15 protein-coding genes are annotated in these 15,814 nt (G+C 47.0%); 7 read left to right on the top strand and 8 right to left on the bottom strand.

Annotation, left to right across the window (positions count from 1 at the left end; all coding sequences use genetic code 11):
• Window positions 1-20: 20 nt before the first annotated feature.
• Window positions 21-560 carry a prolyl-tRNA synthetase associated domain-containing protein gene (locus QFZ51_RS20765; protein ID WP_429048507.1) on the bottom strand — a complete coding sequence of 180 codons (540 nt, stop codon included), beginning with the start codon at window positions 558-560 and terminating at the stop codon, window positions 21-23.
• Between the two features lie 250 nt (window positions 561-810).
• On the opposite strand from QFZ51_RS20765, the gene QFZ51_RS20770 reads away from it, so the two are divergent.
• The gene (locus QFZ51_RS20770) at window positions 811-1,260 is read left to right on the top strand and encodes an SRPBCC family protein (RefSeq protein ID WP_429048508.1); all 450 of its coding nucleotides are present in this window, start codon (window positions 811-813) and stop codon (window positions 1,258-1,260) included.
• A gap of 68 nt (window positions 1,261-1,328) precedes the next feature.
• Here QFZ51_RS20770 and QFZ51_RS20775 read toward each other — a convergent pair whose 3' ends face one another.
• Complete coding sequence (locus QFZ51_RS20775; RefSeq protein WP_429048510.1) at window positions 1,329-2,999, bottom strand: TlpA family protein disulfide reductase; 1,671 nt, start codon at window positions 2,997-2,999, stop codon at window positions 1,329-1,331.
• Window positions 3,000-3,191: 192 nt separating this feature from the next.
• Between QFZ51_RS20775 and QFZ51_RS20780 the strand changes: the two genes are divergently transcribed.
• The 4 genes from QFZ51_RS20780 to QFZ51_RS20795 all read left to right on the top strand — a co-directional run bounded on the left by QFZ51_RS20780 (window position 3,192) and on the right by QFZ51_RS20795 (window position 8,544).
• Window positions 3,192-3,629: an RrF2 family transcriptional regulator gene (locus QFZ51_RS20780; protein ID WP_429048511.1), complete on the top strand. Its 438-nt coding sequence runs from the start codon at window positions 3,192-3,194 to the stop codon at window positions 3,627-3,629.
• A 14-nt stretch (window positions 3,630-3,643) separates the two neighbouring features.
• Complete coding sequence (hmpA, locus tag QFZ51_RS20785) at window positions 3,644-4,885, top strand: NO-inducible flavohemoprotein (RefSeq protein WP_429051595.1); 1,242 nt, start codon at window positions 3,644-3,646, stop codon at window positions 4,883-4,885.
• Between the two features lie 143 nt (window positions 4,886-5,028).
• Window positions 5,029-7,629 (top strand): sigma 54-interacting transcriptional regulator, encoded by a 2,601-nt coding sequence (locus QFZ51_RS20790; RefSeq protein ID WP_429048513.1) that lies wholly within the window; start codon window positions 5,029-5,031, stop codon window positions 7,627-7,629.
• Window positions 7,630-7,788: 159 nt separating this feature from the next.
• A complete protein-coding gene (locus QFZ51_RS20795) occupies window positions 7,789-8,544 on the top strand; it encodes an SDR family oxidoreductase (protein ID WP_429048515.1) in 756 nt (251 codons plus the stop codon).
• A gap of 221 nt (window positions 8,545-8,765) precedes the next feature.
• On the opposite strand, the gene QFZ51_RS20800 is transcribed toward QFZ51_RS20795, so the two are convergent.
• Entirely contained in the window at window positions 8,766-10,031 is a 1,266-nt protein-coding gene (locus QFZ51_RS20800; protein ID WP_429048517.1) for a PLP-dependent aminotransferase family protein, read from the bottom strand.
• An 87-nt stretch (window positions 10,032-10,118) separates the two neighbouring features.
• On the opposite strand from QFZ51_RS20800, the gene QFZ51_RS20805 reads away from it, so the two are divergent.
• A complete protein-coding gene (locus tag QFZ51_RS20805) occupies window positions 10,119-10,553 on the top strand; it encodes a GNAT family N-acetyltransferase (protein WP_429048518.1) in 435 nt (144 codons plus the stop codon).
• Between the two features lie 15 nt (window positions 10,554-10,568).
• Here the strand turns inward: QFZ51_RS20805 and QFZ51_RS20810 are convergent, their stop codons facing one another.
• The 5 genes from QFZ51_RS20810 to QFZ51_RS20830 all read right to left on the bottom strand — a co-directional run bounded on the left by QFZ51_RS20810 (window position 10,569) and on the right by QFZ51_RS20830 (window position 15,097).
• Window positions 10,569-11,519, bottom strand: coding sequence for a 2-dehydro-3-deoxygalactonokinase (locus tag QFZ51_RS20810; RefSeq protein WP_429048519.1), 951 nt, complete (start codon window positions 11,517-11,519; stop codon window positions 10,569-10,571).
• Complete coding sequence (locus QFZ51_RS20815; protein ID WP_429048521.1) at window positions 11,506-12,810, bottom strand: MFS transporter; 1,305 nt, start codon at window positions 12,808-12,810, stop codon at window positions 11,506-11,508. Before QFZ51_RS20815 ends, QFZ51_RS20810 begins: the two co-directional genes overlap by 14 nt.
• Window positions 12,811-12,831: 21 nt before the next feature.
• Complete coding sequence (gene dgoD / locus QFZ51_RS20820) at window positions 12,832-13,980, bottom strand: galactonate dehydratase (RefSeq protein ID WP_429048523.1); 1,149 nt, start codon at window positions 13,978-13,980, stop codon at window positions 12,832-12,834.
• A gap of 17 nt (window positions 13,981-13,997) precedes the next feature.
• Entirely contained in the window at window positions 13,998-14,621 is a 624-nt protein-coding gene (locus tag QFZ51_RS20825; protein WP_429048525.1) for a bifunctional 4-hydroxy-2-oxoglutarate aldolase/2-dehydro-3-deoxy-phosphogluconate aldolase, read from the bottom strand.
• A gap of 116 nt (window positions 14,622-14,737) precedes the next feature.
• On the bottom strand, window positions 14,738-15,097 hold the full coding sequence (locus QFZ51_RS20830; protein ID WP_429048527.1) for a SnoaL-like domain-containing protein: 360 nt from the start codon (window positions 15,095-15,097) through the stop codon (window positions 14,738-14,740).
• A gap of 199 nt (window positions 15,098-15,296) precedes the next feature.
• Between QFZ51_RS20830 and QFZ51_RS20835 the strand changes: the two genes are divergently transcribed.
• A complete protein-coding gene (locus QFZ51_RS20835) occupies window positions 15,297-15,809 on the top strand; it encodes a putative immunity protein (RefSeq protein ID WP_429048529.1) in 513 nt (170 codons plus the stop codon).
• The last annotated feature ends 5 nt before the right edge of the window (window positions 15,810-15,814 follow it).

The raw sequence follows: 15,814 nt of genomic DNA on the forward strand, positions 1-15,814 counted from the left end.
AAAAAAGCAGTACCGGCATCCTATAGCTGTACCAATTTTGGCGTATGCCCGGTAGAAGGAATAAAGTCGTTTATCACCCAGGCTGTACCCAGTTTGAGGTAACTGGTGGTAGTGCCATCGCTGCAACCATACCACTCTTCTGCCAGTATATCATTATCGATCACCAGCTGTACCTCCATTTTCTCATCCAGCATCAGCCCGAATATGGTGGTTGCACCTATATCTGTTCCCAGCATTGATTTCAGTAATTCAACAGGCGCAAAGGACAGGCGGGAAATCGCCAACGCTGCGCTCAGGTCTTTTGTTTTAAAAGGCTTCCCGGCGGTAGTAACCACTAAATAAAAATTTGTTTGCTGCCGGTTGCAGAGAAAAAGCGTTTTTACCGTTTTCATGTTCAGCCGCTCATCTATCCTGATACAGTCTTCCATCGTAATAGCAGGATCATTGTCGACCCGCTCATACTTCACCCCTCTCTCCTCCAACATTTCATATACCAGTTGCTGTAACGGTGTTTTAAACACCGGTGGCCTGGTTTGTTTTATCTCACTGACAAAAAACATATCAATACTCATTATTATTTCTTTCCAAAGAAAAATCACTGGTGGTCAAAGATAACCGATAGGCGTTAAAAAATAACCTGCGACATAAACGGGTCGCAAACCACCCTTTAAATTGTCGTATATAGCCTGCCTCTGAATCTGGTTTTCTTACCATCTTTGTTATGTCAACGATAAATACCAGTGGAGCAGCAACCACTCTAAAAACGGGCGAAACCGAAAAGCCAGATGAGTAGGAACAAAATTATTCCATATGTCAAACAATACTGTTTCACTCCACCGGGTTCTTAAAGCATCTCCCGAAAAGGTATACCGCGCATTTACTGAATCCACTGCAATCGCCTCCTGGCTGCCTCCTTACGGATTTCTTTGTACCGTTCATGAGCAGCAGGCAAAAGTAGGCGGTGCTTTCAAAATGTCGTTCCAGAATTTCACCACCGGCAACAGCCATTCATTCGGTGGAACATACCTGGAACTCAAACCCAATGAGTTTTTAAAATACACTGATAAATTTGACGACCCCAACCTGCCGGGAGAAATGACCACTTCTGTGTGGCTCCGGAAAACGATCGCGGGAACAGAAATAAAAATTACCCAGGAAGGAATCCCCGCCGTGATACCGGTGGAAATGTGCTACCTGGGCTGGCAGGAATCACTGGAAAAACTTGCGAAGCTGGTAGAGCCGGAAATACCGGATGCCTGAGGCAGCGAGCAATATACTTTCAGGGACCACCGGGTATATAATGCCTGATGATCCCTGAAAGTATGTCACTATTGGTTATTTTCAAGCAAAATGTCAATTTTGCTTTTTAGTATTGCCGATCGTCCCGGCGCCGGGGCATTGTCATCCGACACCGCTCCTTTTTTATCGATAAGCACATAGCGGGGTATGCCCGAAAAATTAAATTTCGCTTCCAGCAGCACTGATTCATTCTTATCTGCATAATAATGCTCCCCGCCATCAAACATTCTTTTCACAGTCGTGTCCCATAAGTTTTGATCACACTCCACTCCAACGTATAGAAAAACTATATCTTTCCCTTTTAGTTCTTTTGCCATTGCTATAGAGGCTGGCATTTTGCCCATACAGGGCCCGCACCAGGGAGCCCAGAAGTCGATGTATATCACCTTTCCACTGTAACGGGTAACCAGTTTCTGATAGAGCTGTTCCTGTTGCAACTTAAATCTACCCTGATTCCCTTCATGCGAAAATGTACCCGCAAGTTCCTGCTTAAGCTGTTCATTATCCTGTTTTACCAATGCACAAACAGGTTGATTACCGATATGCCGGGTCATAAGCTGCATGTTCTGCGGCAGAAGTGGTTGCCGGAATTGATTTAAATAATTGCTGATTACCCTCGCCAACAGAATATCTGTTCCGATACCAGGAGGCAACTCCCGCGCCAGCCAGGTCTGGATATTTAAATTGTTCCTGAAATTTTTGTAATTAACTTCATACAGGGAATAAAGCTGCGACACCAATGCCTCCTGCGGCGGGTTCCGGCTGGCTTTGGGCATTTTAAGCGCCCGTTTATCTTCCTGCGAAACCGGACCGGCATTCGTTTCAAGAAAGGCATATAATTGCGCGTCTGTTACATCAATGGGTATAAGTTGCCATCGTCCCATCCACATTTCGAAATATTCCCTTAAAAAAGCAGCATACTTTCCGGTTACCAGGGCTTTGGTGTTATTAATGGGAATTTCCTTTAAAAAATCAAAATATTCTTTGGTCAGCGGCTCCCGTTTCCCTTGCCGGTGCAGCCAGCCATACCTTACCAGATCCTCCGCAGCCCAGTAATGTATGTGCTGGGACATCGCCTGCCGGAAATCATTGCTGGTACGTTGGTTCCGGTTGAACACATCCAGGGTATCCAGCATTCTTTTCATCACGGCAAGGCGCCAGGACTTATAAGCGGATTGCTCCAGCGAGTCAATCATTCTCTTTTGGTTGTCGTAAGGAATGATGGCTGGCAGCTTTGGCCAGAAAGCATTTAAGTATTGGTTAAAGTGCGACAACCCACCAGAGAAACGAAGGGATAAAAATGTGGTGCCGGTTTCCCCGGCAGACAGTTTTTTACCTGCCTTGAATGCTGCCAGATCGAAGTATACATTTTCAGTTTGACCAGGCACCGCATACATCATAGAGTAGCTACCATCTATCAGCAGCATAATTTCCTGTGGTAATACCAGGGGGAAAGTAACACTGGATTTTCCGCCGCTGTCTAATTCGCATGGTATCGTTGTGGTAATACCATTATAGACAGAGAAATAGTTCAACTTCAGATATCTGAAAGCATCTGTCTTTGGGTTATAACCTTCAACAAAAATATTGACGGTAACATTCCCGGGATTAAGAGAGGCAGGAACGTTGGATAAAGTACGGGCCTGGCCTGTTAATATCACCGGATAAATAATCAGGAAGAGAATAACAAATTTTTTCATAGCAGCAGATCATTGACCCAGTCAGGCATCATATCTGAAAGCTACATAATATAAGTGTCATTTTAACAATAAAAATAAATACACCGTTTCCGGATAATGCAGCGAAGCTCCAGGCGGCAATAATAAAAGATATTTTTGTCTTTTATTATTCCGTACCTATCTTTGTGCCGTAATTAAATCACCAGGAGATATATGGCAGTCTTTTCCAAAACATGTGAATATGCGATGCGCGCAGTTTTCTACGTTGCGCAACGCTCTCATGAAGGCTACAGGGTTGGCATAAAAGAAATTGCCGGCCATATTAATTCCCCGGAGCCCTTCCTTGCCAAAATCCTTCAGAAACTCAGCCGGGAAGGACTGATCCAGTCCGCCAAAGGGCCTAACGGCGGCTTTTACTTTGATACCGCCTCCCTCAACCGGCCCCTCGCAGATATCGTAACGGCCGTTGATGGCAACGAAATATTCACCGGATGCGGATTAGGCCTCACCTACTGCTCCGAAAGCAATCCATGTCCCCTTCACGACGATTTTAAGAAAGTCAGGAACCAGATCACGCAGATGCTGAACAATACCTCCATCGGGAAATTCAATATGGGCCTGATTAAAGGGAAGTTCACCCTGAACAAATAGTTTTTTTTATAAAAATAAAGGATAAAAAAGTCTTTTATTATTTAAAATTTAATAAGATGACACAGGAACAAAAACAGCTCGTAAAAGCTACGGTACCAGTACTCAGAGAGCATGGCGTATTGCTGACAACCCATTTCTATCAACGCATGTTTACCCATAACCCGGAACTGAAACACGTATTCAACATGGGCAACCAGCAGAATGGAAAACAACAGATGGCATTAGCGATGGCAGTACTGGCCTATGCAGAGCACATCGAAAATCCGGCAGTACTGATGCCGGTGGTAAACAGCATCGGACATAAACACACCAGCCTCGATATCCGGCCGGAACACTATGCTATTGTTGGCAAACACCTGCTGGCTGCTATCTCAGATGTATTGGAAAATGCGGCCACACCGGAACTGCTGGAGGCATGGGCCCTAGCCTACCAGCAACTGGCAGCGATCATGACAGGCCATGAGCAACATCTTTACACAAAACAGGTGAGTAAAAACGCCGGATGGACCGGGTGGAAACCTTTTATTGTAAAACAAAAAGTAAAAGAATCCTCCGAAATCACTTCCTTCTACCTGTATCCGGCCGACGGTGGCGCGGTAGCGGATTTTATGCCAGGCCAATATATCAGCCTGCGGTTATTCCTGCCTGAACTGAACCTCCGGCAACCCCGTCAGTACAGCATTTCCTGTGCTCCCAACGGAAAATACTACCGCATTTCAGTAAAAAGGGAAACAGGCGCCAGTCACCCCGACGGAATGATCTCCAACCGCCTCCACGATCATACCCGGGAAGGAGACGTTGTAGAATTATCCGCTCCTGCAGGCACCTTCACCCTGAATGAAAATATATCCCGTCCGAAGGTATTTATCAGCGGTGGCGTGGGTCAAACACCATTGATGGCCATGCTCGAAGCGCTTACCGGCAAACAGGCAGATACGCCCATCACCTGGGTACATGGATGCCGCAACGAGGCCGTACATGCCTTCAAAGAACGGCTCACACAACTGGCCGGCTCCTATTCCAATTTTAACCACCATATTTTCTATGATCAGCCGGAAGTACAGGCACAACATACCGGCTGGGTGGACCTATCCGAAATTAAAACAGACGTATTACAAACAGATGCAGATTATTACCTCTGCGGACCCGCTCCATTCATCACCCGGCATTATGGGTTCCTGGTAGAAAATGGCGTGGATGCGGCTTCTATTCATTTTGAAGAATTCGGCCCGGCCTCGTTACAGCTAAACAATTAGTTAACAAATACGTAAGGGGGCCTTTGCCCCCTTTTATTTTTTTTGTACCTTTTGCCTGAATTACTTCACACCTTTTTGCAAACAAAGATTCAGACACCCGGTTGGGCTGCCCCCATATGAAAAAAACCATCAAAAACGAGTCAGTGCTTCATCCGCCGACGAAAGCAATACTTGAGCAGGAAAGAAAGATATTGCTGGATCTCGGCAACGATATTACCAAAGTAAGAGAGAAAAATGACCTGATCACACTTTTTAAAAACAACATTAAGGGATTATTTTACTTCACGCATACGATTATTACTTTAATAGACTATAAAGACGAAACCTATTATCCATTTCTGCTGGATAATGAAGGATCTCCCATCAGAACCCATCTGAAATATAAGGAACTGGTAACCGGCCGGTTTTCCCTGAACGATCCCTTCATTCAGGCTGTACTGACAGCAGAAGCACCTATTTCTTTTCTGCTGGAAGAAATAATGGACAAGCCCCAGAGCCCACCTTTCCTTCATGTCAATTATGAAGGAGGGGTAAGGGAAATACTGATGACAAGGCTGATGAAAGAAGGAAAGCCAATGGGTTTTATTCATTTGTACTCGGACCGGACAGACAGCTTTAATCATGAATTCAGAAGTGTAATGAATGGTATCGCACCACAGCTGTCGGGTGCAGTTTCCAATATTATTAAAAACGAAGAATTACTGAATAAAGAAAAAGAGAAATCTTTCCTCCTCGATTTTAGCAGTGCTATAGCCACCGTAAGAACAAAGGAAGACCTCACCCGGGCGGTTCGCACGGCGCTGCGTAAACTTGATCAGCAAAGCGGCTTCGTCATCCGGCGCATCAATGAAGATAAAGCGACGATGAGCGCATATGTATATGATCTGGGACCAGCAGGCGATGAGAAGTCGCTCGCCGTACTGGTAAAAGCCCAATATCCTGTTAACGATGGCTTGCAAAACCGCGTGCTCAATAGTGCTATTCCTTTACTATTTAATGTAGAAAGAGAAATACAGAGAGGGATCACATCAGCCTATCTGCAATACTGGAAAAAGATGGGCTTCGAAAATTTCGTGGGTATACGGTTGCGCAACGGGGAAACCGATCTCGGAATTCTGCTGCTCGACATTGAAGAGATCAAGATAGACCTGCTGCAGGGTATTTGTGCACAGATATCCATAGCCATGGCCAATATTATGGCTAATGAGCAGGTGAGCAAAAAACAGGAAGAACAAGCCTTTCTATTAGGTTTCAGCAGCGCCATCACCAAAGTACGCACAAAAGATGAGCTGCAGGCCGCCATCTTCGAGGTGTTGGATAAAACCATGAATACACAGCTTGCGATGATCCGCGTATTGGAAGATGATGGCGTCCATTTGGGCGTATTTATGTTTGACCGCAGGCTATTCGGAAACGCCCAGGCAGATTTTGATAAATTATCTTCCAGTAAAATTAAAATTGATGAAACCTATACTGCACAGGTGCTCGCAAGTAAGGAAGGAATAATATTCAATATAGATGAAGAATTAAGAAGCGGTAATGACTATGCGAAACTTTGGAAATCCACCGGCCTGAAAAATATGTATGGCTTACCGTTACGTATGGGGGACAAGATTATCGGCACCATCTGGCTGCTGGCAGATTCCCTGGGTCCCTTACTCCTGAAAGGTATCTGTTCCCAGATTACTGTTGCCGTGGCAAATATATTAGCAAATGAAAAATTGCTGGCTTATAAAAAGCAACTGGAAATAGAAAATGATTACCTGAAAGAACAGATCAAAACCATATACAATTTTTCTGAAATCATTGGCAGCGGCGACGCGATGCAGGAGGTGTACCGCCTGATGGGACTTGTTGCAGCGTCCAATACTACGGTGTTGATACTGGGAGAAACAGGTACCGGTAAAGAACTTATCGCAAGAGCTATTCACAATGCCTCGCCACGAAAAGAAAACCTCATGGTGAAAGTAAATTGTGCGGCGCTTCCTTCCAACCTCATCGAAAGTGAACTATTTGGCCATGAACGCGGCGCCTTTACCGGAGCAACAGACCGCCGCATCGGGAAATTCGAGATGGCAGATAACAGTACCCTATTCCTGGATGAAATCGGGGAGCTGCCACTGGAGGCACAGGCTAAGCTGCTGCGTGTAATCCAGGAGCGCGAACTGGAGCGTGTGGGCGGTAAACATGTCATTAAAATCAATGTCCGCCTTGTAGCCGCTACCAACCGCAACCTGGAAGAAGAAGTAAAAGCCGGCCGCTTCCGCGCCGATCTGTATTTCAGGTTAAATGTATTTCCCATCAACCTCCCCCCGCTGCGCGACCGGCTGGAGGATATTGAAGCGCTCACGCAGTTCTTCGTAAAGAAATATAGCAGGAACACAGGCCGCACTATCAGGAAAATAGCGCCCAGGGTAATACAGCAATTACGTAGCTATACCTGGCCTGGCAATGTAAGGGAACTGGAACATCTTATTGAAAGAAGCGTACTGCTGGCTACCGACAGCACCCTGAGCGATGTTTTTATTCCGCGCAGTGCAGATGCCGATAAACACGAACAGGCTTTCCTGCAGAACCGGTCGCTGGAAGAAGTGGAGCGCGACTATATTATTGAAACGCTGAAACGCTGTAAAGGCAAGATTTCCGGTGCCGGCAGTGCAGCAGAAGTATTACAAATTCCCGGTAACACATTACACTCTAAAATAAAAAAACTGGGCATCACCAAGAGCGACTACTTCTCCTGATAAAATCCCTTAATAAAGTGAAAGGCCTGGTGGTTTCATTAAATACAGTGAAAAACAGATGCCCCAGCTCTTGCTATTTGATTGATTTTTAATGATTTACTAAAGATGGCATTTGGTTGGCCTGATAGGTAGCATCATTAAAAACAAAAATCAAATTATATGAAAGTCGTAGTAATCGGAGGCACTGGTCTCATTGGAACCAAAGTGGTAAATCAACTTCGTCAGGCTGGTCACCAGGTGATCGCTGCATCCCCTGCAACTGGTATCAACACGCTCACCGGAGAGGGACTGGCGGAAGCCATGAAGGAAACCGATATTGTTATTGATCTCGCCAACTCTCCTTCCTTTGAAGATAAAGCAGTAATGGAATTTTTCCAGACAGCAGGCCGTAACCTGTTAGCCGCAGAAATTAATGCAGGCGTAAAACATCACATAGCATTGTCTATTGTCGGCGTGGATATCATGCAAAACATTGGCTACATGCGTGCAAAAAAAGTGCAGGAAGAACTGATTGAGCAATCAGGCGTGCCTTACACCATTGTTCGCAGCACGCAATTCATTGAGTTTATTGCCGGTATCGCCAATCAGGCTACAGAAGGCAATGAAGTGCATCTTTCAGATGTATTGTTCCAACCTATCGCCTCAGATGATGTAGCAAAGTTCGTAGCGAAATATGCACTGGCTGCCCCGTTGAATGGTCGGGTAGAAATTGCAGGACCTGAGCGTTTTGAGATGTACAAAATTGTGGAGCGTTATCTGCAACTGGCCAACGATCCGCGTAAAGTAATCCCTAACGGTAAGCCTGCGTATTTCGGTGGTGAAGTTACACACAGCGCGCTGGTGCCTGCAGGCGAAGCGCAAAAGGGTGCGGTTACTTTCGAGAACTGGTGGGCCACACAGGCGGTGAAAGCATAATAACAGGGAGCTGCGATCTGTTGAAACAAGGTGCGGTCAACAGATCGCAGCTCCCTTTCTAACAATAGATGCTTACATTGAATGTACCGCCAGTTTGCCCAGCAGCTTTAATTTGTTCCGCACTTCTTCCGACCAGGGTAAACCGATGGAAAGCCTCATACAGTTTTCAAACTGATCCTGCAGGGTGAATATCCTTCCCGGCGCAATGCTGATCTTCCGTTTTATGGTGCTGTCATACAGTTCGGCGGTATTAATTTTTTTATTGAACTCCACCCATAAAGTAAGTCCGCCCTGCGGCCGGCTGGTTTTAGTGCCTCCGGAAAATATTCGGCTATCGTATTTACATAATGCTGGTAATTGCCCTGTAAGGTTTGACGCAACCGGCGAAGATGATTTTCATACCGGCCACTTTTCAGGAAACCCGCCACCGCTTCGTGTGTAACAGCAGCCGATGATATGGCATGCACCAGCTTCAATTTCAATATTTGCTCCTTGTACCTGCCGGGTGCAATCCAGCCCACCCGGTAACCCGGCGCCAGCGTTTTGGAAACAGCGCTGCAATACAACACCATCCCCTCTTCATCAAATGACTTGCAACATTTCGGGCGTTGAGATCCGAAGTACAGATCGCCATATATATCATCCTCAATGAGCGGGATACGATGCCTGGCCAGCAGCGACACCACTTCTTTTTTATGCTCATCGGGCATACAGCTACCCAAAGGCGTATTAAAATTCGGCACCAACAGGCAAAGGTTGATCTTTGAAATCACCTTCTTTAAAGCAGCTATTTCAATACCCGTGGTGGGATGTGTAGGAAGCTCAAGTACTTTTAGTCCTATACTCCTGGCTAATTGCAGGATACCGGAGTAACAGGGGCTTTCCATCGCAATGGTATCTCCCGGCTTCGCTAAAGCCATCATACAAAAAGATAACGCATTCATCCCTCCGCTGGCAGTAACCAGGTCATTTTCATGCAGGTTTCCTCCCCATGCCAGCGAGCGGATGGCAATCATCCGACGCAATGCTGCGTTGCCCTGCAAAGGCTCATATGCGGTACCACATCCCTCCAATTCACGCGTTGCCTTAACGATCTCTTTGTTCAGCTTCGCCAAAGGCAGCAAACTTCCGGAAGGAACGCCAATCGAAAAAGGCATCAGGTCATCTCTCCCCATATTTTCATATACTTTCCTGATCAGTTCTTCCGGCTCTTTGTTATTACGGGTCGGAGAAGGCTTGCTTACTTCAGGAAGCGGAAGTTTCAGGTAAGGCAGGCGGCTTACAAAATAGCCGGATTGTGGTTTTGATTCAATCAGTGATTGTGCTTCCAGCTCCAGGAATACCCTTTTAGCAGTGTTCATGCTGATGCCGTGTTGCCGGCATAATATCCTGACGGAAGGCAGCCGGTCTCCTGCTCTCAAAACTCCGCTCCTGATCTGGCCGGCAATGCCATTGGTAATTTCAGTATACAGAAACTCCTTACTCATTTGTCAAATATAACTGTGTCCATTAAAATAATCAAAACTGAGACTGTGCTAATCGAGTGGCTGCAGCTATTTTTGCATAAAACAATTATGCCAGCAGTAATTATTAAAACCGGTAAAGAGCACATGGATGTACAGGCGATACATCGTTTCTTAAGTGAAGATTCCTACTGGGCCAAAGGGATTTCGTATGAACTGGTAGATAACTCGCTGCAACATTCGTTTTGTACAGGCGCCTTTACAGGTGGTCAGCAAATCGGGTTTGGAAGGGTGATCACCGACTACTCCACCTTTGGATGGTTCGCGGATTTTTATGTATTGGAAGAATACAGGAGACAGGGAATTTCTAAAAAAATACTGACACACATATTAGCACAACCATGGGCTAAGCGTTTAAGGAGAATAATGCTTAATACCAAAGATGCACACGGATTATATCGTCAGTTTCAATTTAGAGATTTGGCCAATCCGGCATTTGTACAGGAAATTTACCGGCCTGATATTCACCTGCAGTTGCCTGAATAGTGCGCCAGGGAAACGTCATTTCCGATTTGAAATAACAGCCTGTTGTCCCCGTACCAGCGCCTCATCTGCATCTATTACTGTTGCTACGGGAATATTCAATAGCTGGCAGGCCAGTGTGTAAAGCGGAGCATGCTGCGGCCCTGCCACCAGGTATACAGGTGTACCAGGTGGCACAGCCTTCAGTTCTGCACCAATGAGCAGGCCGCTTAAATAAAAACGGTTATGGGCGGCAGGGATCTTTTTTAGCAACTGGTTGGTGCGTACCATAAAGGCTGCATGCAGCAGGTTGTCCGACCTTCCGGCCTGTACCCCTTCTGTGAAGCAGGCGAGCGATGCCGGGTCATCCAGCGTTCCGCCGTTTTCTACAGACGCGGCGAGGATGCTGTGGGTAGAGAGCAGGTCAAAAAATTCGCCTGTCATGAAGGTTTGAAAACGAATGGCCTGGTGACGGTTTACTACCACATGTTTTGGATGCGTGCCTGGCATGAGCAGCCATTGGTCCTGCGTTGTATGCGGTAACAATGACCCGCAGCCTGCTATTTTCGTTTCTTCGCCACGCATCACATCATGTCCATTGGTGGCGCCGGAAATAATGATGAACCTGTTGAAAGTATGTACCGCCAGATCTGCTCCGCTCATGTTAAAGGGCAGCTCCTTGTAAGGCAACTCTACCATGCCAATACTGGAAGATGCCATGCCGGACAGCACTACCGGCGTATCCTGCAGCGGAATGCCTGTTCTCTCCGCCAGTGTATCGATCTGGCGATTGATAACCGATGCGAAAAAATCTTCCCGGGCCAGCGATGTTTGCTGCCATTGCTGGTAAGTGCCGGCAATACCAGCACCTGATTTTTCTTCTGCTATGATGTTCAGGTTACTTGTTTCCACCAATCGTAACCGGAAAGAACTGGTGCCCCAGTCACAACTTAAAAAATAATTCATCTGCTGCTGTTTAATATTCATCATCTCCTCTTTTTATCCGTTCTACATTCCCCACCAGGAAAATATACGAGCATGCACCCAGCAGTCCGAGTACTGCCACAAAAACCAACGCCGGCGCAAAGTTGCCTCCCCTTGCCAGGAAACCTATTACAATGGGTACAACAATACCGGCCAGCTGGCCAATGAAGTTAAACACACCGCCTGTAAGATTGATGAGGTGTTTGGGCGCCAGCGTAGATACAAATATCCAGGTGATGGAAGCAAAGCCCACCCCGAAAAATGACAGGGACATAAAAAAGATGATGAGCCCCGGTAGGCTTACATAGTTAGCACCCAGTATAAAAGCGGATAACAATAAACCTATGATGATGGGCAGCTTGCGCGCTTTTGCAGTAGACACTCCTTTTTTCACCAGGTAATCAGATAAAAAACCGGAACACAAAATGCCTGTAAACGCTGCTACATAAGGCACGGACACCCAATAACCTGATTTAATGAAATCAAGACCCCGGTAGTCTGCCAGGTACTTTGGAAACCAGGTGAGGAAGAACCATAATGTGGAGTTCACCGCAAACTGTCCGATATAAATACCCCAGAGCTTACGATAAGAAAGCACCGCTTTCAGGTCGGCCCAGCGGAAAGCCGTTTTCTTTTCGGCCGCTTGCTTGTCCAGCAGGCCGCCACCGTTTTCAATATGCTGCAACTCCGCGGCGTTAACCCTTTTGTGCCTGAGCGGGTCCCGGTAAAACAGGTACCATACTATTCCCCAGATGATGCCAATGACGCCAGTCACGAGGAATAGCCCTCTCCAGCCCACCTCCAGCTGGATCATAGATAGTACCGGCATCAGGAAGGCCAGGCCAAGGAACTGGCCGGAGGTATACACAGCAATAGCAGAAGCCCGCTCATTGTCAGGGAACCAATTACTCACCACCCGGTTGTTGATGGAAAACGCCGGTGCTTCAAATACGCCTGTGGCCATGCGGAGGCCAAAAAGAGAGGCAAAGCCTTTTGCAAATCCCTGCATAACCGTGGCAAACGACCAGCTAATAAGACAGATGGCATACAGGATATGCGGACTGAAACGGTTCACCAATATACCACCGGGTATCTGGAAAAGCAGGTAGGTCCAACTGAAGGCTGAAAAGACCAGCCCCAGTTGCACCGGAGTCAATTTAAATTCCTTATCTATTTCAGAAGCGGCTACCGCCAGGTTGCTTCTGTCCATGTAGTTGATCACTACATTCACAAATATCAGGAACAGTACCTGGTAGCGTATTTTTGAAGGCTTCGCATTAGGATTGAGTGCTTTCATGTAGTTTTTACAGGTCTGTGTTTACCATTCCGCCACACTGCCATCGGTATGCCGCCACACGGGGTTACGCCAGTTGTGGCCTTCAGCGGCCATTTTCCTTACATGCGCTTCGTTGATCTCTATACCAAGACCTGGTTTGGAAGGAATTTCCACATAGCCATCCTTGTATTGGAATACTGTTTTATCCGCCAGGTAATCCAGCAGGTCGCTGCCCTGGTTGTAATGAATACCGAGGCTTTGTTCCTGGATAAAAGCGTTGTGGCAGGTAGCGTCTACCTGCAGGCAGGCCGCCAGCGCAATAGGTCCCAGCGGACAATGCGGCGCTGCTGCCACGTCAAACGCTTCTGCCATGGAGATGATCTTTTTGCATTCGGTGATGCCCCCGGCATGGGAAACATCCGGCTGGATAATATCCACGTAACCTTCCTTCAGCAGTGTTTTGAACTGCCATTTGGAAAACATGCGTTCACCGGTGGCAATGGGGATGGCTACGTGTTGCGCAATCTCGCGCAGGTCTTCATTGTTTTCCGGCAGTACCGGCTCTTCAATAAACATGGGCCGGAACGGCTCCATTTCTTTGGCCAGTATTTTAGCCATGGGCTTGTGCACGCGGCCGTGAAAGTCGATGCCGATACCGATGCCCGGTCCAACGGCTTCGCGCACGGAAGCGATGCGTTCAATGGCGGCATCTATCTTTTCATAACTATCAATGTACTGCAGTTCCTCCGTAGCATTCATCTTTACGGCCAGGAAGCCCTGTTCTGCCATTTTACGGGCAGCCGCTCCTACTTCAGCGGGACGGTCGCCGCCAATCCAGGAGTAGACCTTCATTTTGTCGCGCGCTTTGCCGCCCAGTAGCTGGTAGACGGGCGCGTTGTAATACTTCCCTTTAATGTCCCACAACGCCTGATCGATGCCTGCAATGGCGCTCATCAGGATGGGACCGCCGCGGTAAAAGCCGGCACGGTACATCACGTTCCAGTGGTCTTCAATATGCATAGGATCTTTGCCCAGGAGGTATTCCATTAACTCGTCCACCGCAGTTTTAACCGTGGCGGCTTTCCCTTCTATCACCGGTTCGCCCCAGCCAATAATGCCTTCGTCCGTTTCTATTTTCAGGAACAGCCAGCGTGGCGGCACCTGGAACAGTTCATAGCTTTTTATCTTCATAACGATGTATTACTTTTTCAGGATTGAATGGCTCGGACGAACTGTTGTGCCTTTATGGCGAGTTGCTGCAAATATTCCGGCGTAACGGCAACACCGGCACTCACCAGGGCGCTGCCAATGCCAAAGCCGGCAGCACCGGCTTTCTGGAAATCTTTGATGTTCTCGGGTGTGATGCCACCTGTAGGTAGCAGGTGCATTTTAGGCAGTGGTGCGGAAATATCTTTGATATAAGCAGCGGAGGTAGCCGGGAAAACCTTAATCATGTCTGCCCCCTGTTTGTAGGCTGCATAAACTTCAGTGGCCGTATAGGCGCCGGGAATGCTCACCACACCCAGTTCCCGGGCTGTTTTGATCACTTCCGGTTCCAGTATGGGAGAAAGTATGAAGCGAGCTCCCGCCGCTGCTGCTTCCCTGGCAGTAGCGGCGTCCAGCACAGTGCCGGCGCCGATGATCATTTTATCGCCCATTTTAGCGGACACTTCTTTGATAACGGCCAGTGGCTCGCTTGAATTCATTGTTATTTCAAGCAGGCGGATGCCGCCGGCATAAATGGCCTCTGCCACCCGCAGCACATCTGCCGGCTGTACCCCGCGGATGATGGCAATGATCTTATGTTCGAGTATCTGAGAGAGTGTAGACATGGAATTTACGCGTATAATTGTCTACCGGAAAGATAAAAATAATTAAGTGTATTTTCAACATTTCTTACACTCCGGGCACGGGAACGCCCAAACGTAATATTAATAATACCAGTAAGCTACATGAAGAACTCCTCTGAAATAATTTTACCGTCTTTCACATGATATACGCAAAGCTCACTCATCTTCATACGGTCCCTGCCAATCATCTTGAGATCCATGGTGAGCACGAATGCAATAACATTGCCTGCGATCAATGGTTCCGAAACCTCCGTGCCATACCTGGTTTCCACCATAGCACTGAACTTTTTGTCTTTCTCAGTTAAAGCCTCCCGTCCTTTGGTTTCTATTTCAAAGCCAGGCGTGGCATAGGGTTCTATGCTAACTGCATCATCGGCATAGAGTTCTTTTTGTGCCACATCAAATTTTTCCTGCCGGCAAAGTTCCGTTAAACGTGCAGCAATTTGTTCTACTGTCATAATATGGGTTTTTATTGATGAAAATAAAAATACACATTTTATATTACAGGCGGATTTAAAAGAATCGCTATGCGGACGATTTATACCACGGAGATTTTCCGGGTACCTGAATTTTTCAGGATCATGTGTTATGTTACGAGTGTGCTTATGCTGGTAATCATGTCCCGGCTTTTACACTATTCAAAAAAATAATCACACCATGATATTACCGAAACAAAGGGACCCAAGATTTATAACGATAAGACGTGGTGGCACTTTGACAGATATCCATCATCATTTGCTGGCATTATGGGCCGCCAGTTGCGCGGAACATGTGCTGCACCTGTTTGAGCAGGCCTCTGACGACGACCGGCCACAACAAGCAATAGCATTGACACGGGCATGGGTAAACGGAGAAATCACTATGAAAGAAGCGCACAAAACAGCTTTTGCTACAAATGCTGCTGCAAAAGGATTGCCTGACGCCGCCAGGTTTGCAGCACTGGCAGCCGGGCAAGCGGTAGCAGTGGCCCACGTTGCAGCACATGAACTTGGTGCAGCAGCCTACGCCATCAGAGCAGCGATGGAATCCGTTCCTGAAAATGAAAAAGATGAAATGCGACGCAAAGAATGTCAATGGCAGCGGGAACAACTTCCGGATGCCATCCGTGAACTTGTTCTTGACGATCAGCAATTAAGAAATAATATATGCTGGTTTGTATTCAGCTTGTAAGGAGT

The sequence above is a fragment of the Chitinophaga sp. W3I9 genome, from assembly GCF_050434025.1.
GTDB lineage: Bacteria > Bacteroidota > Bacteroidia > Chitinophagales > Chitinophagaceae > Chitinophaga.